43 protein-coding genes are annotated in these 25,393 nt (G+C 58.2%); 17 read left to right on the top strand and 26 right to left on the bottom strand.

Going from position 1 to position 25,393, the window contains the following annotated elements:
* Positions 1-152: 152 nt before the first annotated feature.
* The 22 genes from HMPREF9465_RS04690 to HMPREF9465_RS04605 form a co-directional block, all read right to left on the bottom strand.
* Complete coding sequence (locus tag HMPREF9465_RS04690; protein WP_005434596.1) at positions 153-371, bottom strand: helix-turn-helix transcriptional regulator; 219 nt, start codon at positions 369-371, stop codon at positions 153-155.
* Complete coding sequence (locus HMPREF9465_RS04685) at positions 356-931, bottom strand: hypothetical protein (protein ID WP_005434593.1); 576 nt, start codon at positions 929-931, stop codon at positions 356-358. Before HMPREF9465_RS04685 ends, HMPREF9465_RS04690 begins: the two co-directional genes overlap by 16 nt.
* A complete protein-coding gene (locus HMPREF9465_RS04680) occupies positions 924-1,352 on the bottom strand; it encodes a hypothetical protein (protein WP_038006545.1) in 429 nt (142 codons plus the stop codon). Before HMPREF9465_RS04680 ends, HMPREF9465_RS04685 begins: the two co-directional genes overlap by 8 nt.
* A gap of 84 nt (positions 1,353-1,436) precedes the next feature.
* On the bottom strand, positions 1,437-1,634 hold the full coding sequence (locus HMPREF9465_RS04675; RefSeq protein WP_038006544.1) for a hypothetical protein: 198 nt from the start codon (positions 1,632-1,634) through the stop codon (positions 1,437-1,439).
* A gap of 106 nt (positions 1,635-1,740) precedes the next feature.
* The gene (locus HMPREF9465_RS04670; protein ID WP_038006542.1) at positions 1,741-1,959 is read right to left on the bottom strand and encodes a hypothetical protein; all 219 of its coding nucleotides are present in this window, start codon (positions 1,957-1,959) and stop codon (positions 1,741-1,743) included.
* Entirely contained in the window at positions 1,956-2,474 is a 519-nt protein-coding gene (locus HMPREF9465_RS04665) for a hypothetical protein (RefSeq protein WP_005434584.1), read from the bottom strand. Before HMPREF9465_RS04665 ends, HMPREF9465_RS04670 begins: the two co-directional genes overlap by 4 nt.
* 15 nt (positions 2,475-2,489) lie before the next feature.
* On the bottom strand, positions 2,490-2,660 hold the full coding sequence (locus tag HMPREF9465_RS13125; protein WP_005434582.1) for a hypothetical protein: 171 nt from the start codon (positions 2,658-2,660) through the stop codon (positions 2,490-2,492).
* A gap of 3 nt (positions 2,661-2,663) precedes the next feature.
* The gene (dut, locus tag HMPREF9465_RS04660) at positions 2,664-3,089 is read right to left on the bottom strand and encodes a dUTP diphosphatase (RefSeq protein WP_005434579.1); all 426 of its coding nucleotides are present in this window, start codon (positions 3,087-3,089) and stop codon (positions 2,664-2,666) included.
* On the bottom strand, positions 3,086-3,448 hold the full coding sequence (locus HMPREF9465_RS04655) for a hypothetical protein (protein WP_147645232.1): 363 nt from the start codon (positions 3,446-3,448) through the stop codon (positions 3,086-3,088). The genes dut and HMPREF9465_RS04655 overlap by 4 nt, the downstream gene beginning before the upstream one ends.
* 20 nt (positions 3,449-3,468) lie before the next feature.
* Positions 3,469-3,951 (bottom strand): siphovirus Gp157 family protein, encoded by a 483-nt coding sequence (locus tag HMPREF9465_RS12225; protein WP_005434575.1) that lies wholly within the window; start codon positions 3,949-3,951, stop codon positions 3,469-3,471.
* Between the two features lie 65 nt (positions 3,952-4,016).
* Entirely contained in the window at positions 4,017-4,865 is an 849-nt protein-coding gene (locus HMPREF9465_RS12220; RefSeq protein ID WP_005434573.1) for a Rha family transcriptional regulator, read from the bottom strand.
* 456 nt (positions 4,866-5,321) lie between these two features.
* A complete protein-coding gene (locus HMPREF9465_RS14000; protein ID WP_081579424.1) occupies positions 5,322-5,777 on the bottom strand; it encodes a type II toxin-antitoxin system PemK/MazF family toxin in 456 nt (151 codons plus the stop codon).
* Between the two features lie 447 nt (positions 5,778-6,224).
* Positions 6,225-6,635: a single-stranded DNA-binding protein gene (locus HMPREF9465_RS04640; protein ID WP_005434572.1), complete on the bottom strand. Its 411-nt coding sequence runs from the start codon at positions 6,633-6,635 to the stop codon at positions 6,225-6,227.
* A complete protein-coding gene (locus HMPREF9465_RS04635; RefSeq protein ID WP_005434571.1) occupies positions 6,619-7,542 on the bottom strand; it encodes an ATP-binding protein in 924 nt (307 codons plus the stop codon). The genes HMPREF9465_RS04640 and HMPREF9465_RS04635 overlap by 17 nt, the downstream gene beginning before the upstream one ends.
* Positions 7,543-7,554: 12 nt before the next feature.
* Entirely contained in the window at positions 7,555-7,761 is a 207-nt protein-coding gene (locus HMPREF9465_RS04630; protein ID WP_005434570.1) for a hypothetical protein, read from the bottom strand.
* Between the two features lie 2 nt (positions 7,762-7,763).
* Positions 7,764-8,093 (bottom strand): hypothetical protein, encoded by a 330-nt coding sequence (locus HMPREF9465_RS04625; RefSeq protein WP_005434569.1) that lies wholly within the window; start codon positions 8,091-8,093, stop codon positions 7,764-7,766.
* A complete protein-coding gene (locus tag HMPREF9465_RS04620) occupies positions 8,090-8,329 on the bottom strand; it encodes a hypothetical protein (protein WP_005434566.1) in 240 nt (79 codons plus the stop codon). Before HMPREF9465_RS04620 ends, HMPREF9465_RS04625 begins: the two co-directional genes overlap by 4 nt.
* A complete protein-coding gene (locus tag HMPREF9465_RS04615; protein WP_005434564.1) occupies positions 8,326-8,577 on the bottom strand; it encodes a hypothetical protein in 252 nt (83 codons plus the stop codon). The genes HMPREF9465_RS04620 and HMPREF9465_RS04615 overlap by 4 nt, the downstream gene beginning before the upstream one ends.
* Complete coding sequence (locus HMPREF9465_RS13120; protein ID WP_005434562.1) at positions 8,574-8,732, bottom strand: hypothetical protein; 159 nt, start codon at positions 8,730-8,732, stop codon at positions 8,574-8,576. The genes HMPREF9465_RS04615 and HMPREF9465_RS13120 overlap by 4 nt, the downstream gene beginning before the upstream one ends.
* Before the next feature lie 217 nt (positions 8,733-8,949).
* Entirely contained in the window at positions 8,950-9,435 is a 486-nt protein-coding gene (locus tag HMPREF9465_RS12215) for a DUF2335 domain-containing protein (protein WP_051008998.1), read from the bottom strand.
* Positions 9,389-9,628, bottom strand: a complete 240-nt coding sequence (locus HMPREF9465_RS13115) for a hypothetical protein (RefSeq protein ID WP_005434561.1) — start codon at positions 9,626-9,628, stop codon at positions 9,389-9,391. The genes HMPREF9465_RS12215 and HMPREF9465_RS13115 overlap by 47 nt, the downstream gene beginning before the upstream one ends.
* A 663-nt stretch (positions 9,629-10,291) precedes the next feature.
* Positions 10,292-10,951 carry an XRE family transcriptional regulator gene (locus HMPREF9465_RS04605; RefSeq protein ID WP_005434559.1) on the bottom strand — a complete coding sequence of 220 codons (660 nt, stop codon included), beginning with the start codon at positions 10,949-10,951 and terminating at the stop codon, positions 10,292-10,294.
* A 113-nt stretch (positions 10,952-11,064) separates the two neighbouring features.
* On the opposite strand from HMPREF9465_RS04605, the gene HMPREF9465_RS04600 reads away from it, so the two are divergent.
* From HMPREF9465_RS04600 to HMPREF9465_RS04530, 17 genes are all read left to right on the top strand, one after another.
* Positions 11,065-11,286: a helix-turn-helix domain-containing protein gene (locus HMPREF9465_RS04600; protein ID WP_005434557.1), complete on the top strand. Its 222-nt coding sequence runs from the start codon at positions 11,065-11,067 to the stop codon at positions 11,284-11,286.
* Positions 11,287-11,293: 7 nt separating this feature from the next.
* Positions 11,294-12,247, top strand: coding sequence for a helix-turn-helix domain-containing protein (locus HMPREF9465_RS04595; RefSeq protein ID WP_005434555.1), 954 nt, complete (start codon positions 11,294-11,296; stop codon positions 12,245-12,247).
* A gap of 10 nt (positions 12,248-12,257) precedes the next feature.
* Positions 12,258-13,175, top strand: a complete 918-nt coding sequence (locus HMPREF9465_RS04590; RefSeq protein ID WP_005434554.1) for an ATP-binding protein — start codon at positions 12,258-12,260, stop codon at positions 13,173-13,175.
* An 11-nt stretch (positions 13,176-13,186) separates the two neighbouring features.
* Positions 13,187-13,432, top strand: a complete 246-nt coding sequence (locus HMPREF9465_RS04585; RefSeq protein WP_005434552.1) for a hypothetical protein — start codon at positions 13,187-13,189, stop codon at positions 13,430-13,432.
* On the top strand, positions 13,429-13,674 hold the full coding sequence (locus HMPREF9465_RS04580; RefSeq protein WP_005434550.1) for a hypothetical protein: 246 nt from the start codon (positions 13,429-13,431) through the stop codon (positions 13,672-13,674). The genes HMPREF9465_RS04585 and HMPREF9465_RS04580 overlap by 4 nt, the downstream gene beginning before the upstream one ends.
* A complete protein-coding gene (locus HMPREF9465_RS13110) occupies positions 13,671-13,811 on the top strand; it encodes a hypothetical protein (protein ID WP_005434549.1) in 141 nt (46 codons plus the stop codon). Before HMPREF9465_RS04580 ends, HMPREF9465_RS13110 begins: the two co-directional genes overlap by 4 nt.
* The gene (locus HMPREF9465_RS04575) at positions 13,804-14,109 is read left to right on the top strand and encodes a hypothetical protein (protein ID WP_005434547.1); all 306 of its coding nucleotides are present in this window, start codon (positions 13,804-13,806) and stop codon (positions 14,107-14,109) included. Before HMPREF9465_RS13110 ends, HMPREF9465_RS04575 begins: the two co-directional genes overlap by 8 nt.
* Entirely contained in the window at positions 14,099-14,434 is a 336-nt protein-coding gene (locus HMPREF9465_RS04570) for a hypothetical protein (protein ID WP_005434544.1), read from the top strand. The genes HMPREF9465_RS04575 and HMPREF9465_RS04570 overlap by 11 nt, the downstream gene beginning before the upstream one ends.
* On the top strand, positions 14,431-14,709 hold the full coding sequence (locus HMPREF9465_RS04565) for a hypothetical protein (RefSeq protein WP_005434541.1): 279 nt from the start codon (positions 14,431-14,433) through the stop codon (positions 14,707-14,709). Before HMPREF9465_RS04570 ends, HMPREF9465_RS04565 begins: the two co-directional genes overlap by 4 nt.
* A 16-nt stretch (positions 14,710-14,725) precedes the next feature.
* Positions 14,726-14,896 (top strand): hypothetical protein, encoded by a 171-nt coding sequence (locus HMPREF9465_RS13105; RefSeq protein WP_005434539.1) that lies wholly within the window; start codon positions 14,726-14,728, stop codon positions 14,894-14,896.
* Positions 14,897-15,221: 325 nt separating this feature from the next.
* The gene (locus HMPREF9465_RS04555) at positions 15,222-15,584 is read left to right on the top strand and encodes a hypothetical protein (protein ID WP_005434535.1); all 363 of its coding nucleotides are present in this window, start codon (positions 15,222-15,224) and stop codon (positions 15,582-15,584) included.
* Between the two features lie 44 nt (positions 15,585-15,628).
* A complete protein-coding gene (locus HMPREF9465_RS04550) occupies positions 15,629-15,958 on the top strand; it encodes a DUF1064 domain-containing protein (protein ID WP_231289342.1) in 330 nt (109 codons plus the stop codon).
* Positions 15,952-16,386 carry a hypothetical protein gene (locus tag HMPREF9465_RS04545; RefSeq protein ID WP_005434530.1) on the top strand — a complete coding sequence of 145 codons (435 nt, stop codon included), beginning with the start codon at positions 15,952-15,954 and terminating at the stop codon, positions 16,384-16,386. The genes HMPREF9465_RS04550 and HMPREF9465_RS04545 overlap by 7 nt, the downstream gene beginning before the upstream one ends.
* A 157-nt stretch (positions 16,387-16,543) precedes the next feature.
* Complete coding sequence (locus tag HMPREF9465_RS13100) at positions 16,544-17,026, top strand: hypothetical protein (protein ID WP_147645231.1); 483 nt, start codon at positions 16,544-16,546, stop codon at positions 17,024-17,026.
* Between the two features lie 112 nt (positions 17,027-17,138).
* A complete protein-coding gene (locus HMPREF9465_RS04540) occupies positions 17,139-17,657 on the top strand; it encodes an OB-fold protein (RefSeq protein ID WP_005434527.1) in 519 nt (172 codons plus the stop codon).
* The gene (locus tag HMPREF9465_RS04535; RefSeq protein ID WP_005434525.1) at positions 17,654-18,952 is read left to right on the top strand and encodes an IS256 family transposase; all 1,299 of its coding nucleotides are present in this window, start codon (positions 17,654-17,656) and stop codon (positions 18,950-18,952) included. Before HMPREF9465_RS04540 ends, HMPREF9465_RS04535 begins: the two co-directional genes overlap by 4 nt.
* 251 nt (positions 18,953-19,203) lie before the next feature.
* The gene (locus HMPREF9465_RS04530; protein WP_005434523.1) at positions 19,204-19,806 is read left to right on the top strand and encodes an IS200/IS605 family accessory protein TnpB-related protein; all 603 of its coding nucleotides are present in this window, start codon (positions 19,204-19,206) and stop codon (positions 19,804-19,806) included.
* Positions 19,807-20,000: 194 nt separating this feature from the next.
* Here HMPREF9465_RS04530 and HMPREF9465_RS04525 read toward each other — a convergent pair whose 3' ends face one another.
* The 4 genes from HMPREF9465_RS04525 to HMPREF9465_RS04510 form a co-directional block, all read right to left on the bottom strand.
* Positions 20,001-21,461, bottom strand: a complete 1,461-nt coding sequence (locus HMPREF9465_RS04525) for an aldehyde dehydrogenase family protein (RefSeq protein ID WP_005434521.1) — start codon at positions 21,459-21,461, stop codon at positions 20,001-20,003.
* 370 nt (positions 21,462-21,831) lie between these two features.
* Positions 21,832-22,776, bottom strand: a complete 945-nt coding sequence (locus tag HMPREF9465_RS04520) for a hypothetical protein (protein WP_005434520.1) — start codon at positions 22,774-22,776, stop codon at positions 21,832-21,834.
* A 125-nt stretch (positions 22,777-22,901) separates the two neighbouring features.
* On the bottom strand, positions 22,902-24,158 hold the full coding sequence (locus HMPREF9465_RS04515) for a DUF2201 family putative metallopeptidase (RefSeq protein ID WP_005434518.1): 1,257 nt from the start codon (positions 24,156-24,158) through the stop codon (positions 22,902-22,904).
* Positions 24,159-24,167: 9 nt separating this feature from the next.
* A complete protein-coding gene (locus HMPREF9465_RS04510) occupies positions 24,168-25,151 on the bottom strand; it encodes an AAA family ATPase (RefSeq protein WP_038006532.1) in 984 nt (327 codons plus the stop codon).
* Between the last annotated feature and the right edge of the window lie 242 nt (positions 25,152-25,393).

The following is a 25,393-nucleotide window of genomic DNA, read 5'->3' as shown; positions in this document are numbered from 1 at the left end:
TCAAGCAAATTAAGCGACGAGCTTATGGCTTCCGAGACGATCTGTACTTTTTCTTAAAAGTCAAGGCCGCGTTCCACGGACTTCCGAGATGAACCAAGAAAAAGCCCGTCACCGTGGTGCGGTGGCGGGCTGTGGGTTGCCGATTGTCTGCGTTAGGGTGTGGCCTCGCGGAGCTTGAGCGCCTTCGCGCACTTCGTCGCGTACTGGTCCGCGGCGAGCCATTGGTCGATGATGTCCTTGCGCCAAAACAGGCCGCCGGGGAAGCGCTTGCCCTGAGGGATGATGCGCTTCGCGATCCAACGGTCTACGGTGCGCGGAGACTTCCCGCCAAGGTACTCGCCGACCTCTTTTTTGCTTAACCACCCGTCCATTGAAATACCTCCCGTTCTTTTGCCATTCTCACCTGTGCGATCGCCTCCGCGATCAGTTCGGCCTTGCTCATGATTTGTGCCTTGTACGCCGCGAGGGCACGCTCGGCTCGGTCGAATTCCTCGCGGTCGATCATGTCGATCACGGCGACCATCGTTTCCTTTTCGTGCAGATCCTTCTCTGCCAGTTGACTGACCCGTGCCACTGCCGCCTGCATCTCGCCGTCATCCCGCACCGGGGCGGCGGGCGTGGCCAGAGCGTCGAACCAGTTTGGCGCAGCACCTTCCAGGATTTGCCGCACCTGCTTCTCGCGTGCGACCTCTCTGTGCAGGTGCGCCTGCCCGGTGCTGTGATCGGTCATGCTCAGGTAGTGGATCGAGTTGAAAACCCGCACGTAGATCGGAGCGCATCGTTCCTTCAGCGTGCGGATGTTGCTCGTGATGAATCCCGTGTGTACGTTCACCTGCGCGGCAATTTGAGCTGCGGAAAATTCCTGCTTCGCGTGTCTGCGGAGGAAGCTCACGATTTTGTACAGCATGATTTCGCGTTCATCGTCAAGCATGAGCGTCTCCTGCGCAGACGATTGCGTCGAACCAGTTCGGGGACGGGGCAGCCATAATGCGAATCTTTTCGGCCTGCATCCTTCCCTTTTCGATGCGCTCGACGCGCATACTCTTTTCCTCTTCTGCTTCGCGCTTCGCCTCTTCGTCGAAGCGCTTGAAGCGAACGAGGTTGTCAGCACCGGGCAGGGTGGCGAAGAAGAAGAGGTTGTACAAAGGTTCGCCGTTGGTCACGGCAGTCGCGTCGAGCGGGTGAGTGATGTCGTCCACATCGGCGAGGACGTGTATGTCCTTGCGCGTCAGGTCGGGTTTGTTGGGGTAGCCTTCGACCGGGTTGAACCCCTCGAACCAGTAGCGACCAGGTTCATGCGGGTAGTGGTCGATTAGCCAGTTCCACCCCTTATCGGAATACTTTTTCATCATGTCCTCTTCATGTGATGAGACCGCCGTCCCCTCCTCTCCTCGCAGAAAGTGGCGGCGGCCTCGGTCAAGGTGTCGGCCTGTGGGTTACTCGCCTTCTCGAAGTTCGTCGAGCAGGTCACGCAGGTGCAGTAGTTCCCGCGCCATCATCATCACGTCTCGCAACATGGGATCGTAAGCCTCGTCGAAACGTCGCTCATCGGTGTCGGCCTTGATCGCCTCTGCCGCTCCGACCAGTTGCTCGGAGACGTAATCCATGTTTTGCAGAATTTCCTCTTCATTCATTTTCATGCTCCGGTTGCCCCGTAACCGCCCGCGCCGCGCGCAGTCTTCTTTTCTTGGATGAAGTCCAAAGCGACGATTGCCATGCGTCTGTATTCTCTTTCAGGCCTCATTCGTCCTCCTCCTGCTGTTTGACGAAGTACTCAGTCGGAAAGAGCGTTGGCGCGATTTTTCCCTTGACAGGGACGTGGAGGAGGTAGAAGCCGCAAAGCGTTCCTTTTGCGTGATACATGAACGCTCGTCCATCGCATTCCGCTTCTGCCTCACGGATCGCTTTTTGTGTTGTGCCCATCATGCAAGCTATTCGCTTGCGGATTTCCTTTTTCATCTTGACAGGCATTTCTCGTACCCCTCCATTTCTTCTACAAGTCGACGATCAAATTCAGCCACTCGAGCTAAAAAGTCCCCAGAGATCCACTCGCTTTTTTGATCATCAGGCCAACACTTGATGAGCGATTTGTACTTTGTTGCATGAAATCCACGGCAAAATGCGTACATGGGCTCTCCGCTTGGTCTTCTGAAATTCTCACCGTCGAAGTGGCCACGCAATCGTGCGATTTCTTTCCCTGATTCTTTTTCCTGAATCGAAAACATCAGGTCGACGTTTTTGGGGATGTTCCAAGACTTCGTTGGGTTCCATTCGTTCGGACGAAACTCCGGGTTTTCCTTGACGTCTTCGGGGGTGAGATCGACAGAAAAGCGATTGCCGAATTTGACGGTCCTCGCTTCGCCAGTCCAAACTCTATTGAGTTCTTCCGACAGGCTCGGCCCGCTGTACAGTGTGAGCATTGAGAGAATCTCATTAAGACGAAAGTCTTTCAGTTCAAACCGTGGGGTTTTCATTCTTCATCGTCCTCCTTACCAGATCACGACGGCCTTGCCGTAGGGGGTAAGCCGAACTTCGACGCCCCCGGCATATTCTTCGCCCATCATGGGGTAGCCGCCGTCGTTGTACGTGTACGCGACTTCGATGTCGCCTTCCTTTTCCATAATCTCCTGAAGGAGTTCGATTAGTTCACTGATCGTCATTCCTTAATCTCCTGTAGATCCATATCCGCCCGCGCCTCGCGCGGTCTCGCTCAGCTCGTCAGCCCACTCGAACTCAGTGTCAACGAGCTTTTCGATGCGCATTTGTGCGAGTCGATCACCGTTGCGGACGACGTAAGGCTTGCCTGAAGCGTTTTTCACCGTGACGTAAACAGGACCGCGGTAATCAGCGTCCACAAGCAAAGGCGTGATGATGAGACCTTTCAGCGCAGTGCTGGAGCGGCTGTACACCACGCCGACGTAGCCCTCAGGAATTTCAAAGGCGAGGCCCGTCTGAATGCGGACGGTCTGCTCCTCATGGATCGGTGCGTCGAATTCTTCAGCGGCGTACAGGTCGAATCCTGCAGCATGCTTCGTGCCGCGCTTGGGCATCTTCGCGTTCGGGTTGAGCTTCTTAATCTTGACTTTCATGCTTTTGCTCCTTGTTCTGCCATTCCGAAAGCGATGTCCTCGATCATCGATCGCTTAACCGGGGGAATTATCACGGCCTTGGTCTCGGTCTTCTTCTCGGCTTCCTTCTCGGCTTTCTTCTCGGAGTTGTACGCTTCGTACACCTCGCGAGCGCATGCGGGATCTGCGTACGCCTGATCGGCCAGACTGACGATCGGGTCGGCACTGCCAGTCACTTTCAAGATCTTCGCGTCGACGAGCTTCGACACGGTGTATTTGAAAGACGAGCATTGCGGGCGCAGGCCCAACGCGCAGAGCAGCGCCGACATGCGCATCGGGCCTTTCTCGCCGAGGAGTCTGAGGGCCTTGTCTGCCCTCACTCCGATGTATCCCCCATTTCTCATCTAATGCTCACGCTCTCGCGTGCCTCCAGGTGGCAGCCGGGGACCTCGACGCCGTCGAGCAGTGCCTGCTTGATGGCGACCTTGTTCGGACTTACGGTCGTCTTGACGGTCGTGTAGGCCTCGGGCAGGTCTGCGCCCTCGGCGATCTCTACGGCCTTCGTCGTGCGGATCGAGACGGTCACGCGGACGGTCTTGACCTTCCCAGTCGCGTGCAGGGCATCGAGGAGCATTGCCTTGAGGTAGTCGGAGCGCTTCTGCATCGACTTGACGCGGGCGATCATGCGGTCGGCTTCGTCCTTGGCAGCCTTGGCCTCGGCATCGAGCTCGCGGAGGTAGAGCGCCGTGGCCTCGATCTTTTCGGAGGCTTCGGCTTCGACGGCGTGGAGCGCGTCGGCCTGAAGGATTTCCCCAGTTTCTGGATCGAGCTCGATGTGTTCGAGCGCGGTTCTCAGCGCATCAGAGATTTCGTAAAGTTTCATTTTGCGTACCTATGAAAAAGCCCCGCCGGTTAGGGCAGGGCCGATGTGAAAATTTGGTGTGGCTGTTACTTAGCAGTCAGTGCGCGATAGCAGGGCAACTGCTTCACGCTATAGCCGTTGCGCTCGAGCAGGGCCTCGATGGAGCCAATGTTCATGCTTGTCACGGCTTCGTAGAAGCGAGGTGCGAAAGGCGACTGGAGAAGACGCATCAGCTTGAGGACGGTCTCGAGGTCTTCGCGGAAGAGGTACCTCCAGTAGTAGACGAAAGTCCGCAGATTCTCGGCCTCACGCGAGGAGAGGACGATCGAGCCCGCGGGGATAGGGTGCAGGCCACAGTGGGGGCAGCCGCCGTCGTCGGGGCGCGTGGTGTGCGGCACCTCGGGGACATCGAGCTCAACCTCTCTGATGAAGTCGAGGCAGTCTTCGAGCTGAGTGCGAGGCAGTTGGTCGTATCGTGCGATCTGGTAGCGTGCTTTGATGGCGCGGTAGATCGTCCGATAGTTCGATGCGGTCTTATGTGCGCGGATTGCCACTTCGCGCTGAATGGCGCGCTGCTCTGCGGGCGTGATCGTGGTCGGTGCCTCGAGCTCGTTCTTCATGCGTTCGAACTCATCGTAGAACGCGCACTTGAATTCGAGTGCCTTCGCGCCGGTGAATCCCATGGCGAGGATGCAGAAGCCTTTCTGATCCATCCAGTAGAGCGGGATCTTGCGTGTCGTTGCGCCGATTTTTTGCTCTTCTTCCGTGAGCGCAAAATTGCGCTTACGTTCTAGCTCAGGCGCGTCGGCGATCAAGTCGCGAATTGCACGAAGCGTGTCTTTGTGCTGTTTCCCAAAGTATTCGGCTACGATGCGGCTGGACGTGACAGGGCGACCTTCGATGACCGTGAAGGCGTTAGAGATAACGATTGACATTGCTGTCTCCAATGTAAGGTTGATAACCTCGTGCCATCCGCCAAGATGGTGGGCGAGGACTTGCGGGTTGGCGGACCAGTACATTGGAAACTGGCACATCTTTCGATGTCCCGCAAGCCCTACCCAGAATTGGAGACTTGCGGATGGGGTCGCGTTTTACGACCCCATCGCGGATAGCCAACAAAAATGCCGCTCCATCGAACGACAGGCGGCTATCCGCCAATGTATTCGGGCCGCCAAGCCCGCGTCGCACCATTGCGGTGTCGACACAGGAAGCATACCCGAAACAGAGGCGCGTTGTCAAAAAGCAAAGCCCCGAAGGCTTTCGCCGACGGGGCTGAAATGTCGCTACGGTCGATTGCAATCTCGGTTCCGCAGAGGCCTGCTCACTGAAGAGACAGGACTTAGCCCGATAAGCAAGACGCTCAGAGCGGGAGACAGTTGAAGGATACTCGACTACGTATCTGTAGTCAAGCGTCTTTGCAACTCCTCATAATTCCTCGCTAGTCCAACAAGGTCGCTTCTTCCTATCCCGTGAAGAACGCAATCCCACACTTTTTCCATAGCGTTGTTATCCAGTTCTATTCTTGGGTAGATTCTTTTTCCGTAACAATCTTTGCCCGCTCTAAACAGGGAGAGACGATCCCATGAAACGGTTTGAATTAAGTCGCATTTTGCCCAGCATTCAGGGGATTCATACGGTGCTGGCAAATCGAGATGCAACTTAAGATGCCATCTCTGAATTGATGTCGGCGCGGTAGTGCTCAGTGGAATGACTGTTAGCAGACGTTGAATCCTTCTAAAGCGAGGCGTCAAAACGATCACTGGGCGCTTTTTACAGATTTCTGGCTCTACAGAACCAGAAAAGTTGCAAATTAGGATCTCTCCTTGGTTAGGATATTGGATGGTCATTGGCTGAACCTATTAGATGCGGGCTGATAATGAAATTCTACCGAAATCCGCTCAAACCATCTCTCTCGAAAAGAACACGGAAAAGTTGCTCTTGTGAGGGTGGCGCCGCAAGGGCTGTTTTTTCTGTTAACTCTTTGATATTCATGGAAAATTATATGGCGTCTGATTGGTGGAAGAGAGAAAGCTAGTGACTCCTTATGCAACCATATTCCAATCGACTTTGCTTGTCAAAAAGCATTCAAGCGCCACCGGGGGAACTCCGCCGCTCGTGATGGCGGCCGGAAGCGCGTGAATGCTCTTTGTTGAAAGGGTGGGGGAGCGACGGTTTCGCCTCCTCGGACAGGAGTTTCTTCTGCGTGGTGCCCACGGGATGGCAATAAAAAGCCCCCGACTTTCGCCGAGGGCTTGCGATTTTCGTGGCGTCACGAAAATGGTCAGAACGGGTTGTCAGAACGGTACGTCAGAGTCGTATGCCGGCTCAGGATCGCGTCGCTGTGCGGCAGGCTTGGCCTGCGCCGGATTATCATCGTTGTCCTTCTTTGAACGCAGGAGCTGGATCTGCTCAGCGATGATCTCCGTCACGTAGCGTTCTGCGCCGTCTTTCTCATACTTGCGCGTGCGCAGACGACCTTCGACATAGAGCGGGTCGCCCTTTGCCGTGTAGTCGCGTATGATCTCCGCTAGTCGACCGAATGCGCAGATGCGGTGCCACTCGGTCTCCTGCTGGACGTTGCCGTCCTTGTCGCGCCACTTGCGTGACGTGCCGAGGGAGAGATTCGCGATGACGTGATCGCCTACGCGGATCTGGGGATCGTTGCCGAGATTCCCGATGAGGATGATCTTATTCACTGATGCCATTGTTAGCTTCCTCCTGTGTAGCCTGTTCGGTCATTGCTTGTTCAAGTTCGTGACGACGAGCTCTGAATGCTTGCGCGATCTTTTCGCGGTCTTCGTAGCAGAGACCCTTGGAGGCGATCTCCTTACCCATTGCCATTAGCTCGTCGGGTGTTTCGGCGCTGATTGTGCGGGACATAAGGTCGGCGAATTCGTCTGGCGTGACGCCAGCGCTATCGAGCCACTTCTTGATCTCTGCGCCGACCTCCGGTGTGAGAATTAGCGGATCAGTGCGAGAGGAGAAAAGTCCGGTACGGTCTTTCGACGCGTTCGCAAAGTGCCCGTCGTGGACGAGATCAAACATGATCGTGAACTCATAATCGACTCCGTCGCGCTGCTCGACCTTCATGCCGAGCTTCTTGATGACCTTCTTACCGTTGACGTCCTCTTGCGCCATCTCTGTCTTACTCCGCATCGTCGCGATGATGTGGAGTTTACTGGTGAGCATTGCGTCGACAAACTGTCGATGGCGAGGTGTCATCTCGTTCCAGGCAGACCACGAGTTCCCGCGATAGCGTGCCTTCGCAATGCGTTCGACTTCCTCAAGACAGCCGCCCTTGCCGTTCCATTCATGCGTCATCGAGTCGATGATGAGAATGTCGTAGCCTGCGTCCTCGGCCGCCTTGATGGCTTCCGTGTATCGCTCTGGTGTGAAGGGCGCGTCCAGATCGAGAACGTCGAACTCAGGCATGCCGGACATGTCAGCGTAGAGAGATGCTGAACCGCGCTCCGTGTCGATGACGGCGATCTTGCCGCCGATCCCCTTGGCGAGCAGAAGAGCGCCGTAGGTTTTGCCGGAGCCAGATGTTCCTGACAGAGCGAGGCGAAGTTTTGAGGCGCTGCGAGCGGCCTTTTTGAAAGTGAATGTCATGATGTGTCGTCCTCAGAAAGGTATTTCGTCGTCGTTGATCGCGTAGAAGTCTTCAAGCGACTTGTCGTAGATCGGCTCGGGACGCTTTGCACGTTCGCCGAACCACTGGGCTCGTTCGAACTCGTCTCGCGTGGCGTATTCGGGATACGGGTCGACGTCGACCTCGTCCTCAGGCTCGGGCATCGGTAGCTCGAGCGGCTCAAGTGAAGTGATCGTCATGCTTACTCCTCTGGGCATTCGAAGCCCGGCTCAGGGGCGAGGATGCAGTCGACGCGATACAAAATCATTTCCGTCGCCTCGAAGAGCGCAACTTCGAGCTCGTCGTTGATGGCGTCGATGATCTTGGTGACCTCTCTTGCCGAGCTTGCGTCCTTAAGGCTCGTGATCACTGCAATGAGATCGGTAGAGGAATTGGGATTTACGAGATACGCCGCAAGCACTTCTTCTTGCCTGTTCGTGACGTAGTTCTCGCAGAGCTCGTCGATGTCCGCGTTCGGCGTATGCTCTGCCTGCTGCGCGATGCTTCGCGCGATGTCAGTCAAAGTCTTCATTCGTTACTCCATGCTCCAGTGATGAGCGCGCCAGCGATGACGGCCAGCGCACCGAAGAAGGTGATGAGCGTCCAGATGCGTCCGGGGCGCTCGCATGAAAAAGGCTCAGGGGCTTTCGCCGGCTGAGCCTTGATCTTGGGTGCGGGCTTGATCTGTCCGCGATGTCTCTGTTTGATCTTCATGTCGAAGTCCTGTGGAATGTGATCGATGATCTTGACGGGATCGGAAAAGCTCATGCGGCCTCCTCCTCTTCGCGTTCCTTCCAGAGCACGCGAAGTTCCTCGAGGCAGTCCGCGATAATGTCTTTGTCGAGCCCTGCGTCGATGGCTGCCTCGGTGAACTCTTCGATTGTGACGAGTTCGCCGCCCGCCGTTAACGTGTCGAGGTCGAGCGGATCGCCGCCGATGAGGATCGGTTGTTCGTCTGGATACTCGTCATACACGGACGGAACGCCGCCCATGCCGAAGTAGAAGCCGGTACTCATGCGAAGTACCTCAATGCGATGATCGTGAGACCGATGACGACGACGCTACCGATCGTAAAAAGGCGAAGGCCGAACGCGATGGTGTCTTCGGACGTCGGCTCGTACTGGACGAGCTCGTCGGCACTTTGGCCAGTGAAGAAATTGAGAAGAGACATAGCGTCCTCTCCGTTTTGAAAATGAAAAAAGGCATTCAGATGCCGCCGAAGGAGAGCGCCACATGGAAGTGGCCGGCGGCACGTGAATGCCTTCTTGTTCTCCTAGTAGCCGTCCCGCGTGTCGCTCTTTGCGGGTGCCCGCGAGACGGCAATAAAAAAGCCCCCGGCAGTGCCGAGGGCGGTATGAACAAGGTGTTTAGAGCGTGAGATCTGGTGATTACTTTTCTTCTTTTACGTCGTTACGCCATAGTTTTGGCATAAATGAACCGATGAGCGATGCTGTCGGGACAGCCAAGAACGCGCATGTCACGATTGTTGGTTTGTCCATGAGCGCGCAAACGATGGCGCATAGAACGCAGGCAAGGGAAATGGCCAGACCGATGTTCTGTCCTTTTTTCTGTGCCTCAAGAGCTCCAGCACTTTCTTTCGCTGCTATGTCAACAAGAGTGGATTTGTTTTTGGCATCCTGATCGATGGCAGAGTGTCGAGCATTTTGTTCGGCCTCGGCCATTCTGACGATTCTGTCTGCGATGCCAGGGAGAATATTCTCATACCGCGCCAAAATGTCCGGGTGAGGCAAAGGTCCCTCAAAGGTTTCGGATTTTGCCGCGATTAGCTGAGTTTGAGCCTCTGTCTGGACGTCCGGCACATTGTCTTCAACGTCGGCAATGCGTTCTAGTTGCGTCGAGCTCTTTTCTGGCATAGGTCACAGCTTTGTCGAAGTCGCTTTTAATGTTGAGCATGTCTTCTGCCGGCGAGCGGTAGGACGTCTCGAACAGGCGACGATCAATTTTCGTTTGCACGCGAGGCGGGTTCAAGGCTACAAAAGGAGCCACCAGCCCATTGCGCACGCCTTTCATGAAATTCGTCATGAACGATGTGTTTGGCTGAGTCATGATATTCCCTTCCTGAAATCAGGGCATGTCATACAAGGTAGCCTCATCTTACCCGCTGTAGGCGCGGGTGTAAACCGCGCGGCCATTCTTTCTTGTGAAAGTCCATCCAAGCGTCCTCACCAGTCGAGGACTCGGTATTCGTTGAAAAAAGAGGCAAGGGCGCTTGAATCGGCTTTCAATCGAGACGCGGTTGCGCATCGTCTGCGCTCTGGCCGCTCGGGGCTTTGCCCTCTGCTTCGTTTCAGCTGTTCTCGATCTAGCTCGTGGGGCGAGCTTGCGTCGTTTTCAGGTGGTCCCCAACCCAACCGCACTGGAAGATACCCTCCAGCCGTCCGCTCACTTTTCATGCGCGACCTTTGCGACTACGGCTTGACGCTCCTTCCTGCGGCGGCAAATTTCACTTCTCGCAGTGGCTGTTCTCAAGCCGTCCCCGACGCAACTAAGCACCGGGATTTTCATTCTTCCGAGCCTTTCGGCTTGGGTACCAAGTGGAACGGGTGTCGTTCCTTATTTGGTACTGTTATGGTACCACGGCAGTACCGAGAATGGTAGTCAGAGGTTACCAAAAATGCGGATCGATTTGATCTATATCAACGAGCGTTTTTGAGGGCAAAAAAAATCCCGCACGAGGCGAGATTGAGGGTGGGAGAGGGTGGCCGGGCGCTAGAGTTCGCGCACGTTAAAGCAGAGGACGGCTCTGCCGATCACTTCGACGGACTCGCAGGTATCCAGTTGGATCGGCCTGTACTTTGGGTTGTCTGAGATCAGCTCGACCTTTCCCCCAGGATGGATCTGCACGCGCTTGATGAAGACGGCGTTCGAGTACTGAACGGCGTAGAGACCGTCGGCAATGAAGCGGCTCTGGGACGTGTCCACGATGACGAAGTCGCCGCGCTTGATGCCCGGTTCCATGCTGTCGCCGTCGGCGGTGATGATGTGGAGGGTCTGGAAGTTCAGGAAGGATGTCGACTTTGACAGCAGCCACTGTTTGGTCACGCGGAGCATCTGGACTAACTGGATGGTCTGGGCAAGCTCCCCGCCGTAGCCGCACGACCCCCTGACGTCTAGCACGGGGATCGAAACGACGTCCTCATTGGGTTCGAGGGTCTGCGGGCGCAACAGGGACGTATCGCCGAACCTCAGGAAGGCGGGCGTGACATGGAAGTACTCGGCCAATGCCTCGAGGTTCTCGTCGGACGGCATCTGGATGCCAGACAGCCATTTTCCAACGGTGACGTGACTCGTGCCGATCCGGCGGCCAAGCTCACGCATCGAAATTTTGCGGTCTTCTAACAGGGCTTTTAGGCGGGCAGGGAAAGACATAGCGGGACTCCTTTGGTACTCAGATAGTACCAACCAAAAGACGCGACTAGGGTACCACAGAGGTACCAGTTATGGTACTATGGTAGTACCATAAATTTGAATTGGGGTTCCACATGAAAAAAGTTTCCGTTCGAGATGCCATTGCCCGCTACGGCACTCAGCAAAAGCTCGCCGACGACCTTGGCATTTCCCGCCAGACGGTCAAGCGGTGGGTATCCAACAACTCCGTCACGCGCAACTACCTTGCGCAGTTCTGCCGCCTTACTGGTTGCAAGCCCGAAGAGGTCAGCCAGTTCGCTGCCGACGTCGTTCGGATGATTCGCACCAACCGTTGAGGCAATCATGAGCTACGAAGCGGAAAGATGGGCGAGGGAACAGACGGTCGGCAACTCGACCGCCAAAGCCGTCTTACGTGAGCTTGCCTTCTGTCACAACAGGAAGACGGGGGATTGCTTCCCGTCCCTGAAAAAGATTGCCCGTGTCCTCGAAATCAAAAAAGCGGACACCGTCTTGTCGGCCATTCGCCGACTCGAGGACGGCGGCTTTATCAGCAGGAAGATGGTCAGGGACGATGAGACTGGCCAGATCTTGCGCACCGAATACACGTTCATCGGGTTCGACGCCACTGAATGGTCGAGCTCGAAGGGCGAGGAGGGGTATCCCAAAAATCAGGATACCCCCTCCAAAAATCGGGATACGGTATCCCAAAAATTGGAGTGCGGGTATCCCGAAAATCGGGTGGGGGTATCCCAAAAAACAGGTAGGGGGTATCCCGAAAATCGGGATGTAACCATGAATTTAACCAAGAAATTAACCAATGAAGCTATTAGCCCCCGCGAAGAAGTTCACCCCGGTGAAGAAGTTTGCCCCCGTAAAGATCTTTACCCCGAACCAATAAAGAGCCAAGAAAAGAACCAAGAAGTTATAGGCCAGCTTCAGGCAGTTGAGCCTTTGGACGCTCTCTGTGAACCAGTAGCTCCGAAGCCGAAGAAATCGAGAGCGAAGCCTAAGACGAGCTGCCCGTTCTCCTCTGGGGACGCAATCCCGCCCGCCTACCTCGAGTACGCGAGGCAGAAGCACCCGAGCATAGACGCGCAGGCCGAGTTCACGAAGTTCGTGGACTTCCACCTTTCCAAGGACAACCGCTACTGCGACTGGTACGCCGCTTGGAGAACGTGGGCAACCAACGCCGAAGAGTATGCGAGGAAACGCGCACCGTCCTACCGCCCCGCCTATGGCGGTTTCCGCGAGAAGCGCCAGTGCGACCGCGTGTACGACCCTGATGATCCCGTTTGAGAGATAAACCATGACTGCTACTGAAGCCCGCCAGATCGCCGCTCGATCGGCACAGACACAACAGCTCGACGCTGTGTTGGCAAGTGCCGCAGCTTCGATGCTTCCGGCAAGCCGTGACGTTGAATTTGACTGCCCTGTTCACGGAAAGATGACCTACACGACCTATCAACTCAAGGATGGGACGTGGAAAGTTCCCTACTGCCCTAAGTGCCGCAAGCTCGAGCTCGAGAAGCAGGCACGCATCGAGGAGGCATCCACCCGCGAACGCGAACGCTGTGCCGAACTGCGAAAGATGCTCGGCCTCGGAAGACCCTCCGACTTCGAGGGAAAGACGCTCGAGACCTATCACCCCGAAAACCCCGAGGAGGAAAAGAACCTGATGGTCGCGACCCGCTTCGCCAAGCGCTTCAGCATCCGCGAGGCCGAACGCGATACCGCCCACGACGCGCAACAGGAAGGGTGGCGGGAAATCAACGCCAAGGGCCTCATCTTCATCGGCAATCCTGGGACCGGCAAGAGCCATCTCGCCTACGCGATCCTGCACGAACTGGATGCGCAGGGCATCCCCGGGTTCTACGTAACCGTCCCTTCCCTGCTCGAGGTCATGACGAACCGCTACGCGCAGGTCGACCGCATTGCCGCAATGGCGAAGCTCTGCATGGTCTCCTGCCTTGTCCTCGACGAGGTCGGCGTGCAGAAGGGCAACCACGACGAACTCAAGGTGCTGTACCAGATCATCGACGGCAGGATCAAGAACGGTCGCCCGACCATCTTCATCACCAACCTTGACAAGGCCGAACTCGAGGAACTGCTCACCGAGCGAATCATGAGCCGCGTCCGCAATGCCGGCTACGCACTCACCTTCAAGACGGGACGCGACCGCCGCGTCTCCGCCAACCGAACCAACGACCCGACCAAACTTTTCTGAGGAGCAAGCCCATGAAATACCTCCCGCCCGAATCTCCGCTGCGTCGCCTGATCGAAATCAACGCACTGGACGCAGAAACCTGCGAGCAGATCATCCGCGAGGTCGAGCAGTACGTCGTCGACCGTTACGAGACAATCGAACCCCGTCTGCGCCTTTCCGTGACCGTGACCATTCCCGCCGAACACTCAATCAGTGGGGCCGCGTTCTCCTTCGCCGTCCACTACGACGACCTCGCCGACGAGGAGGACGCGAAATGAAAGGGCTTCGCCTCAAAACCTGCGCCTCTGTCTACGACTTCCTCAAGCACAACGTCCGCGAGGAGGTCTGGGCGTACACCGTCTTCCGTGCGCTTGACATCGCCAACTACCGCTCGAGCTACTGCTCGGACGCCAAGGGGCGCTTCCGCTTCACGCTCACCGTGCCCGAGACCGACTCGGCCAGTGCCCACGCCTTCGACGTGGAATTCACGAACGAGGACTTCGAGGAGTGTCACGAATGACCACGCAACAGCTCGACGAGCTCATTTTGGCCATGCTCGTCATTTTCATCCTCGGCTTCTTCATCGGGAACCGGGAACTGAAAAAGCGATGCGGCAAGTGCCGCCTCTTGCCGGAGAAGGAGGAAAGCAATGAGTGAACCCGACACCAAAGCCCGCGTCGTCTCCAAGTCGCATCACACGATGTCGCTCACGACCACGCTGCACACGTTCCTCGGACGCAAGGTGATCCGCATCACCACGATGCCCCTCTTCGGCTCGACCGCCTACCTCACGACCTACGCCGAGGGCCGTCTGGGCGACGACCCGACCGACCTCACGCAGGCAACGTTCGAGTACTGCCGCGCCTACAAGTTCGCGGAGCGCTCCCTTGCCTTCACCCACCATGAGTCACTCGTCGAGCAGGCCGTGCAGAGAGGTGCGCCCCATGTCCGATGAAACCACGGGAGCGGAGATCGTGCGCGAGATCAAGGAACGCCGAGGCAAGACGACCTGGCTCCTCAGTCTCGACCGCCGTCGCGAATTCTGCGTGCATTCCCGCCCCGACTTCTCGGGTCGACGCGGCCAGTACGTCACCAAAGTCACCTACCGCCTGCTCCCGAAGCCCTGTCCCGACGATGACCGCGAGGGCCTGCGTTGGTACACCGCCGAGCTCGAGCGCGAGCGCACCATAGCAGTCCGCTACAGCAGGGATGCAGCTCACGGCATGGCCGTCCATGACGCCGCCGTAGGTTCCATCCAACGAGGAGCATTCAACCCATGAGCACAGCTTTCATCGTCAGCACCACGGACGCCGCCGACGAACTCAAGACCGCCATCGTGGTCGAGGGAGGGGACTTCTGGGAGGTTCACAGCACCGACTTCGAGGGCGAAGTCACCACGTCGATCAAGCCCGGGCGGTGGTTCGCCCCCGTCTCCTGCGTGCGCTTCGGTCGACCCGTCGCGTCATGGAAGCTCCCAACCTTTGCCGACGCGCGCCTTCTCCACCGTGACGCCGTGGCGCACATCCTGCAAAACGGCGGCTACAACCCCCAGTAACCCACAACTACGAACCATGAAAGACCTGTTCTCCGCACTCCTCGCTCCGTTCTTCGTCATCGTGAACGTCGTGGCGCTGTTCTTCCTCCTCGCTGCCTGCCCAGTGGTGATCGCCGTCGCCGCCATCGCTGCCATCGTCGCACTGCCCTTCGTCCTCCTCCTCAACTTCTTCGAGGCGGACCGATGAGGTGGAAACGACCGAAAGAGGAAGAGCCGACCGGCCCGAAGGAACCGCGTCCGCTCTTCGGCGACCGATTCATCAACACCATCCGATGCATCGACTGCGCCTACCTCGCGGGATCCGACCGCACCCCCCGGTGGCTCTTCGCAGAGGAAAAGGGCTACTGCGACGCGGTCGGGCACAAGGGAGGGCGGTGGAACGTCCTTCAGGCCATTACCGAACTACGCCCCCCGTGCGCGTTCTACGAACGAGCGCCACAGGAGCGAATAGACCTCCGCATCAAGGCGGTGGGGATTCTCAAAGCAAGAAAAGACCAACAGGAGCAAAACCGATGATTCCGACGACCAGGATTGCCGACGCTTGGCATACCGTCATCAACCCGAAGAAGTCCCGCCCGAACCTCCCCGAGGTCGGTCGCCGCTGCCGACTCCACTTCCGCGAGTGCGAGGCCCTCACCGACACGGGCCGCATGAAGATCCGCCACGGCATCGACTTCTACGGCTACCTCGCCAACGAGTCCTTTTGCTACATCCCGCTCTACAAGGTCGCCATCCCGTCCTCGAACCTCGAGGCGTGGACATACGACGAAACCAACCCGCGCAACGGGAAGAAGTTCCCGCTGTTCTTCAACGGCTTCGGGCGTGACAGCTACGAGGCCTTCCGCATCTTCAGCAAGCGAGGCATCAGGGGATGAGAGCGAACACATTGCTCGCACTGGGTCGACTCAAGCCCGGGCAGATGAACAAGACCGAGACCGCGTACCGCGACCACCTCCGCGCACTCAAGGCCGCAGGCGAAGTCCTTGACTTCCGCTTCGAAGCGATTACCCTCAAGCTCGCGCAAGACCTCCGATACACGCCCGACTTCTTCGTGCTCAAGCCAGACGGCTCGATCGAATTCCATGAGGTCAAGGGAAGCCGCGCCATCTTCCGAGACGACGCCAAGGCGAAGTGCAAGATGTGCGCACAGCTCAACCAGTGGGCGACCCTGATCGTGGTCTACCCGCGCCGCAAGAAAGACGGCGGCGGGTGGGAGTATGAAACCTTTGAGCCGAGCAACCTATGGTAATCATCGAAAAAGAATTCTTCCGTCTGCTGCGCCTCTGGGCGAGTCTGCGCCGCAAGGGCCGCATCCCTACGGTCAAGTCCCCGACGTTCGTCATCATGCAGATGATGCGCCTCGCGCAGGGATCCCCGGACGCGGAAGAGGAGGCTAACCCCTTCGCCGAGAAGCGCCAACCGCGCATCACCCCGAGCGCCGAGGAACTTCGAGCCAATGAACAGGTCGCCGACGACCTCGATACCGCCTTCGCGTCCTCCGAGCTCCCGATGATCGCCAAGGCCGTCATCCGCGCACGCTACTTCGAGCATCTCGAACCCGAGGACATCGAACAGCGCCTGCACCTCGGGCGCAATACCTTCCGCTTCCACCACTACGCCGCAGTTTGCGAACTAAAACGAATCTTCGATTGCATCCGCGAGAAAAGAGTCGTATAATGTGCAATGAAGTATTTTTGGCCTCAGTCGGAGGCGAGTCGTGTGCGGCTTTAATCCCTGTCGGGAGACAGAGTCGTATCTAGCGAAAATAAAGCTCGGATCGAAAGGTTCGAGCTTTTTTATACCCCTTTTGCGGGTGGGGCGGTCTCGACATGACGTGATCGTTTCGCATGTTTCCGATCGCGTGACCCCTTTACCCACCACATTCTTTGCTTTCGACAGGGATTGCCGCCTCAATCGCGTTGAACGCATGAAAAAGATTCTCTTGGCGGCTGTTGTGGCTGCATTCTTCATCTCTACCGCCGCAGATGCTCGTGGTGGTCGCGGTTTCGGCGGACGCTCTTTCTCGCGCCCGTCTGCTGTCAGATCAGTCCCGAATCGCACGACTGTCGTGAAGAAAAACACTACCGTCGTGAACCAGACCGTTCATCAAAACACCACCTCTTCGGGTGGCGGCTTCTGGTCGACTGTCATGGGTTCGGCTGTCGGCTCGACGGCGGGTTCTATGGCGGGCAATGCCATTTACGACTCCATGACGAAGGACGACGAACCGAAGCAGCCGGTACAGGCTCCTCAGCAACCGCAGGTCATTTACGTTCCCGTCGGTTCTGACGGCAAGCCCGTTCAGCAGAACCAGTAACACAAGCAACTCGTCAATTGGTGGAAACGCCAATGCGAGAAGCGGGCGCGAGGTGCGATCCTTGAAGGACTCAAAAACATTCGTTATGAGTCTTTCATAGGATTAAACCAAAATGAGAAAAACCGTTACGGCTTTTGTGGCCAGTTTGTTTTGCGCCTCGGCATTCGCGGGATTGACGCAAACCGAAAAGGACGTTTTTAACACCATTGTGCGAGACGACATCAATGGCGCGTACAACGTGGACCAGGCGGCAACGTTTGCAATAGCCGCCGGAGGTACAAACCCAATCTACCAAGACGTCGACGTAATTGAGCGCGAGTTTCAGAGTAACGAACTTCGTGCAAACAAAAAGTACAAGGGCAAACAGGTTTTGATTGAGGGGCGAATTGATGAGGTTCGCGTTAACAGCTTCAATACCGCAATGGTTGTTTTCTCAAGTCCGCAAAGGGTTGTGACGCCTACCGCGACATTCGCAAAACAGGAAGAGCAATCCGATTACATTGCCGATTTCGACAGGGGGCAGAGAATTGCGCTTCTGTGCAATGTAGACGGTCTTTCGGTCGGAAAGAGAGCGTCAGAAATTTTGTGTCCATGGGATAATCGGAGCCCGCCAAACGGGTGCATCCAATGAACACGAACACCAAACGCAATTCTCGTAAGAAGTCCACCAACCCCCTCGATAGCCACATCGAGCAGTACGTTTCCGAGCTTCGAGCATCGGGCCGCCCCCTAGGAGCCGAAGCCTTCTCCGAGGCCGTACGTACCTTCTCCCAACGCTTTGTCGAAGCCATGCTGCAGGGAGAAATGGATGCCCATCTCACCGGCTGTCAGCCCACCGAAACGCCTCCTGAAGAAGTTGATGCTGACGAGCTTTCCCTTGTCCCCAACAAGCGCAACGGCTTTAGCCACAAGACCCTCAAGACCGAGTTCGGTCCTCTGCCGCTGAGCGTCCCTCGTGATCGCCGGAACACTTTCGACCCTATCATCGTGCCCAAGCACAGCCGGTCGTTCGGCAAGATGGACGAGCAGATCATCGCCATGTACGCCCGGGGCATGAGCACCCGCGACATCCAGGCGTTCATCGACAACCTCTACGGTGTGGACATCAGCCCCGACTACGTTAGCAAGGTCACCGACAGGGTGCTTGAGGACGTGCAGGAGTGGCAGAACCGCCCGCTCGAAAGTGTGTACCCCGTCGCCTTTTTCGATGCGATCCGAGTCAAAATCCGCAGTGGCGCAGCCGTGAAGAACATGGCCGTTCATCTCGGGATTGGCGTGCGAACAGACGGTACGCGTGAGGTTCTGGGCATGTGGATCGCCGAGAACGAGGGTGCAAGCTTCTGGGCAACCGTGTTCAACGGGCTCAAGGCCCGAGGTGTTGAGGACATCCTCATCGCCGTTACGGATGGCCTGAAGGGCATGACGGAAGCTCTTGAAACCGTCTATCCGCAGACCCTCCATCAGACCTGCATCGTCCACCTTATCCGCGCATCCACGTCATTCGTCTCTCATAAAGACAGGGCGGCCGTGTGCAAGGAGCTTAAGCCCATCTATCAGGCAGTGGATGCCGACGCTGCAGAACGCGCTCTGGAGCGCTTTGGGAGCACGGCCATGGGCAAGAAGTACCCTGCCATCATCCAGATCTGGGAACGCGCCTGGGCACAGGTAATCCCGTTCTTCCAGTTTCCTCCTGAGATCCGTACGCTGATCTATACGACCAATGCGATTGAAGGGCTCAACCGTGCTATCAGGAAGGTGATCAAGACGCGCACTCTGTTCCCCAATGAGGACGCTGCCAAGAAGCTGATTTACCTGGCCATCATGAATTTCACGGCCTCCTGGAAGCGTGCTACGCCCAAGTGGGCTGCTGCCATGCCCCAGTTCGCTCTGCTGTTTGGTGAGCGCTTTACAGGTGCCATGGAGTAAGGAAGGGATATGATTAGACCTCTCGCGCTAACGCGCCAGCCGCTTCGCGGCGCGCGATAGCGGGGGCTAAGGAGGATCCTCCCGCGCTCCGCGCGGGCCCCTCCACCTTAGCCCCCGCTATCGCATCAGGTCTGGCATACTGCATCTCAAATACAAAGGGCAGCCTCGTTGGGCTGCCCCTGGAATAACCTCCCCAGACACAGAAATCCTGACACTCCCCTCTTGCTTCGACGATCAGCGGGATTCATCCCGTGGTTGTCAAAGGTGGCATGTTGAAAAGCATCAACGCCAAGTACAACAAGGACGCCGCAAGTCTTCAGACTCATGGAAAGCAAGCGCATCGTCGCTCCAAGGTCATGAAGCGCATTTGCCGCATCAATGACAACCTGCACAAGGTTTCCCGCTTCGTTGTGAAGTTTTGCCTTCAACATGACTTGGGAACCGTTGTCATCGGGCATAACGACGGGTGGAAGCAGAACGTCAACCTTGGCAAGGTCAACAATCAAAATTTTGTGAGCATTCCGTTCAATCGCTTGATCCATATGATTCGCTACAAGGCGGAGGAGTACGGCATCAAGGTGATTGTTCGTGAGGAAAGCTACACCTCGCGTCAGTCTGCGCTTGACTTCGATCCATTGCCGAATTACGGCGATAAGAATGCGAATCAGGTTCTTAGCACGGGCAGGCGAGTGCGAGGACTGTTTTTCCGATCGAACGGTCAAGTTATCAACTCTGATGTCAACGGATGCTTGAACATTGGCAGAAAAGAATTCGGTGATGACTGGCTCAAAAAGCTTGTCGAAACCGATAAGGGCTGTTTGATGCAGCCCGTCACAGTCCGTATTGGACAGTGACTAGAATGGGGGCCACGGCCCCCAGAATCCCCTTCCAATCCCTAATGACATGGGATTGGGAGGGGAGCATCAACCCAGTGGATGCCAGAGGCTGAGAATGAGGACGGGCATGAAGAAGGGGCCGGCGCTTTCGCGCCGGCCCCTTCAGGCGGAGACGGGATCTGGGAGCGGAGGTCCGGACCTCCTGCGCCCTGTTAGTAGAAGCCGCGCTTCTGTTCGTTGAGCGAGAGGTAGATGTTCTTCACCTGGCTGTAGTGGGCGAGCATCATCTTGTGGGTCTCGCGGCCGATGCCGGACTTCTTGTAGCCGCCGAACGGGGTGTGCGCGGGCAGCTCGTTGTAGGTGTTGATCCACATGCGGCCCGTGCGGACGTCGCGGGCGACGCGCATGGCGCGGTTGATGTCGCGGGTCCAGACGGCGCCGCCGAGGCCGTAGTCGCTGTCGTTGGCCATGCGGACGACTTCCTCTTCGGTCTTGAACTTGATGACGACGGCGACCGGGCCGAAGATCTCCTCACGGGCGACCTTCATGTCGTTGGTGACGTCGACGAGGAGCGTCGGCTGCATGAACGCACCCTTTTCAGAGGCGCGGGCGCCGCCCACGAGGACGCGCGCACCCTCGCTGACGCCTTCCTCGACGCAGCCGAGGATCTTGGAGAGCTGGCGTTCGTTGATCTGGGCGCCCATCTGGGTCGACATGTCGGTGGGATCGCCCACCTTGATCTTCTTGAAGGCCTCGGTGAGTTCGCCCACGAACTTGTCGTAGATGCCTTCCTGCACGAAGATGCGGGAGCCCGCGCAGCAGACCTGACCCTGGTTGAAGAGGATGCCGATCTGGGCGCCTTCGATCGCCTTGTCGAGCTGGGCGTCGTCGAAGATGATGTTGGCGGACTTGCCGCCGAGCTCGAGCGTGCTCGGAATCAGGCGCTTGGCGGCCGCTTCGGCGACGCTGTAGCCGACTTCGGTCGAGCCCGTGAAGGCGAGCTTGTCGAAGCCCGGGTGGTCAAGCATGGCCTGCCCCGTGCGGGCGCCGCGGCCGGAGACGATGTTGACGACGCCGGCGGGGAGCACCTGGTTGAGGAACTTGCCGAGCTCGAAGAGCGAAAGCGGCGTCGTCGAGGAGGACTTGATCACGAGCGTGTTGCCCGCGGCGAGGGCCGGCGCGATCTTCCAGGCGCCCATCAGGAGCGGGAAGTTCCACGGAATGATCTGGCCGACGACGCCGATGGGCTCGTGCAGCACGATGCTCATCGTGTTTTCGTCGATCATGACGGCGGAGCCCTCTTCGGCGCGCAGGCAACCGGTGAAGTAGCGGAAGTGGTCGGAGGAGAGCGGAACGTCGACGAGCGTGGTTTCGCGGATCGGCTTGCCGTTGTCGAGCGTTTCGACCATGGCGAGACGGGCGGCGTTTTCATCGATGAGATCGGCGACCTTCAGAAGAAGGGCGGCGCGCTCCTGCGGGGACTTGGCGGCCCAGGCGGGGAAGGCGGCGCGGGCGGCGGCGACGGCACGGTCGATGTCGGCGGGAGAGGCGTTGGCGCAGTCGGCGAGCTTCTCGCCGTTGGCGGGATTGAACGTCTCGAAGGTTTCGCCGCCTTCGGCGGGAACCCATTCGCCGTTGATGAGCAGATCGTACTTGGCGTCAATGTATTGCATTTTAGGAGCCTCCATGGGCAAGTTCGTTCAAGGAGTCGGCGGAACTGCTCGGATGCCTTCTATCAATAGGCAACGTCTAAAACGAAATAGTTCTCAATAACCGAGATGTGAATTCAGTTTATGAGGAATTTTTCTTGCTGTCATTGACCGAAGGGGGTGTTTTTGGACTTCATTGGAACTAGTACCAAGGGCGTAAGACGAAATTCAAATGTTTCGAAATGCCTGATGTTCAGTGGCTTGTGAGGAAAAGCAGGAGGGTGACGAGGGAGGCGCACTTTTGGGCGCCACCGTGCAAGGATGTATAAAAAAATCTATGGTGGTTGTTGAGAGAGGCTGGGGGCGGGCTTTGCGTCGCCCGATATTCGGAATTTTATGGGTTGAGTCCGAAGGCCTCGAGAACGGCGGGCAGGGGATCGACGTCCTGGCAGGAGAAGATCTCGATGCGCCTGAAGGCGGCGCCCTTGTCGCAGATGTCGCCGCGCGGGCGCTCCCAGACGAGTCCTCGTCCTTCGCGGGTGCGGTCCATGGCGCGCACGAAGAGGGCCGGATGGCGGGCGGCGATGCTGGTCATGAGGCGTCGAAGGAAGTCGGCCTTCGAGATCGGGGCGCTCACCGTGAGGACGTGGCGGCCCTGAACGGGCTTGAGGCCTGCGGGGCCCTTGTCGCCCAGCATCTTGCCGAAAAGGAAGCCGAGCCTGCGGAAGACGTCGGCGAAGAGCTCGAGGTTGCGGTCGCCCGGCAGTCCGATCACCCAGTAGGCGGGGCGTTCCTCCTGCATCCACGCGGGCTCGATCCCGAGCATGCCGACCCAGGCATGAAGGGCGTCCCTCAGGGCGGCTGCGCCCGGACGGCCGGCTGTCGCCAGAAGAATGTCGTGGAACGGCTCGACGTATTCGTCGGGCGCTTCGAGCGCGGCGTCGTCGGGGCCGCTGTGAAGGCGTGCGTCGTCCAGAAGCTCGCGGATGCGGACGCGGGCGAGTGCCAGCATTCCGTCGGCCACGGCGTCGGAGGAATGTGCGACGGCGCGCACGTTGAGAAGACCCACCGAAATGCGTGAGGCGGCGGCGAGCTCCTCAAGCGTGAGAAGAGGTTCGAGCGCCTCGCCCGCACGGTCAAGGCCGCAGGCGGCGGCCGTGGCGACGACGGCGGATTCGTCCGCGCCCATGGCATGCGCTTCAAGCGCCGCGCGAAGCGCAAACGCGTGGTCTGCGGGCGACAGCGTCCGCTTGAGAAGGTTGGAAAGCTCGAAGAGCCGCTCGGGAACGGGCGAGTCGTTTCGGGTCCGGCTTTCGTTGGATAGAGGAGGAACCAGCATGGCGTATTGACCTGACTTGGGTTGATGGGAACGTGTCCTCGGGTGCGGTCAGGGGCGTCCGGGCATGGAGCGCCACTCTCGAGAGCTGCGCTCCGTGCGCTTGGCCCTGAACCGGTCGAGCGTCGTCAGAGAATGATTTTTCGGCCCCATTCGGGGAACTGCCTGAGATCGGATCTCTCCTCCACCTCCTTCGGAATGAGGAAGACGACGGGATCCCTGCTGAACCGGGGAAACTTGCCCCAGCCGTCGGTGGCGTGGATGATGGCGACGGGTTCCGAGTCGAAGTGCTCCTCGATCCAATTGTAGCCTGAGATGAATTCGGTGCCGCCGCGTCCATGGATCTTCACCTTTTCGAAGTTGAAGTCCTCGTAGGCGTCGTATTCGTCGACGCTCTGAATGCCGGCGTCGGCCTGAATGATCACGAAGGGCGTGGGGAAGGTCTCGCGGAAGGTTCTGATTTCACCGAAGATGCGCTCAAGGCTCTCGTCGGACATCGAACCCGAGGTATCGACGAACATCACGAGCTTGATCGGTGCGGGCCTGCCCGGGCTGGGAAGGTAGAGGCCGCGGCAGATGTGCTTTTTCGAAGGCGGCCACGTGCTCCAGTCGTCGCGGATGCGGTCGTACATCCACTCCGCGAGAAGCGTTCGCCAGTCGATGCGGGAGATCTTGGAGCCCTGCAGAAGACTCTCGAGGCTGCCGCCCGTGATGCCCGCCGACCTGAGCGCCTTGAGGGTTTCGAGACGGGTCGCCTCGACGGCCTCGTCGACCTCCTGCTCGTCGGGCATCTCGATGCCCGTGAGCGTCCTCAGGCGGGTTGCCTCGGGGCTGTTCGGATCGAGGACGTCTTCTCCGACGTCCTTCAGAACGCATTCATCGGAATCCTCCCGCTGCTTGTTCCGGCCCCGGGAATCCTTCCGCTGCTTGTTCTGGCCTTGGGAGCCGCCCGAATGCAGAGGCGGCGGATTGTCGCTTCCCTTGTGCTCGAGGAGCTCGTAGATCCGTTCTGCGCTCAAGTCCCGGTAGAGCGGGGAGAGGAGGGCACCCCCGGGAAGCCTGAAGCCGCAGCTGACGAGCACCTGGTTGATGGCGTAGTCGGTCGCAAGGTTCCAGAGGTGCTTGTCGCGTTCCTGCCTGCGGTCGGCGCTCTGCGTGATGACGTGCATGAGCTCGTGCGCGAGCACGCCCCTGAGTTCGGCGTCGGTGAGCGAGTCGATGAAGCTTTCGCTCCAGAAGATGTGGTAGCCGTCAGTGCAGATGGTCTCAATGATGCCGTCCGCCTGAACGAGCGGGAAGCGCATCAGTGCCGTCGACAGATAGGGCTTTCGCATGCAGAGCTGAATGCGCGCGCGTGTGATGCGCGTCTGCGTCGAGATGGCCATGCGCCCTCCTTAGAACAGCATGACCTTGTTGGTCTTGAGGAAGTCGCTGACGCCCTTTTCCTGCACGATCTGGGGCCTGCACCGGATCAGGTCGCGCAGAAGCACGATGCTGAACTCCACGGGCAGGCGGGGCAGCAGCGTGGGCACGATCTTGAGGATGCCGTCGTTTTGGGCGCCTGCCACGAGGAAGGACACGAGCACCCACAGGCGGTCAAGCTCGGTGGGGATCGTCGCGCCGGCGGGGTCGGCGATGATAGCGTCGATTTCCTTGCGCAGCACGGCTTTCTTTGCAAAGGTCAGGAACTCGACGGCGGGGCCGGTCCCGACGATGCCGGGGATCACGTCGCGGGCTTTGGCAGGGCTGCCGAACTTCGCCACCACGTCGCTCACCATCTCCCAGCTGCGGGGCGTCGCAAAAGCCTGCTCGTCCTCGGACGCAGCCTGCAGCAGCTGCGGGCGGTACTTGAGGAAGGCGGTGACTTCGGGGATGATGCCGCGGTTGGTGGCCCAGGCGTGCCAGTCATCGGGGTCGACCTCAAGATTGAGGTGGATGAAGCGGTTGGCGAGCGCGCTCGAGAGCCTGAAGGTCACCGCCTTGTCCTCGCGGCGATTGCCTGCCGCAATGATGCGCCAGCCTTCGGGAAGTTCGTATTCGCCGACCCTGCGGTCGAGAATGAGCTGATAGAGCGCGGCCTGCACGAGAGGAGGCGCGGCGTTGATCTCGTCGAGGAAGAGAATGCCGGGCTTGTCGGACTTCTTCGGCAGGAAGGACGGCGGGCACCAGACGGCCGTGCCGTCCTGGATCATCGGAATGCCGCGCAGGTCGGTCGGATCGAGCAGGGAGGCGCGGATGTCGATGAGCGGCATGCGGCGGCGCTCGGCGATCTGGCGCACGATCGAGCTCTTGCCGATGCCGGGGGCGCCCCAGATGAAAGCGGCCCAGGGCTGGTCGAGAAGGTTTTCAAGTACGGTGGTAAGTCGCGAGGCTTTCATGTTGGTGGTTCGTTGGCTTCCGTTGAGAGGTGTGGGTGCCGTCCTGCAGGACATGCAGGAAGCGGTGCCATACAGGAGGCATTCTATTGGAGGTGCGGAAACAACGCGTCCCTCGTTGTCCGGCCGGTCGGCCTTGTGCATGCGCGCGGCGGAGGAAGAAAAAAAGGTTCATCTCGGAAGTCCGTGGAACGCGGCCTTGACTTTTAAGAAAAAGTCTGGTCGGCTCCCTCCAAGGAAAAAAA

Source organism: Sutterella wadsworthensis 2_1_59BFAA, assembly GCF_000297775.1.
GTDB classification, from domain to species: domain Bacteria; phylum Pseudomonadota; class Gammaproteobacteria; order Burkholderiales; family Burkholderiaceae_F; genus Sutterella; species Sutterella wadsworthensis_A.
This window is presented reverse-complemented; position numbering and strand designations above follow the sequence as displayed.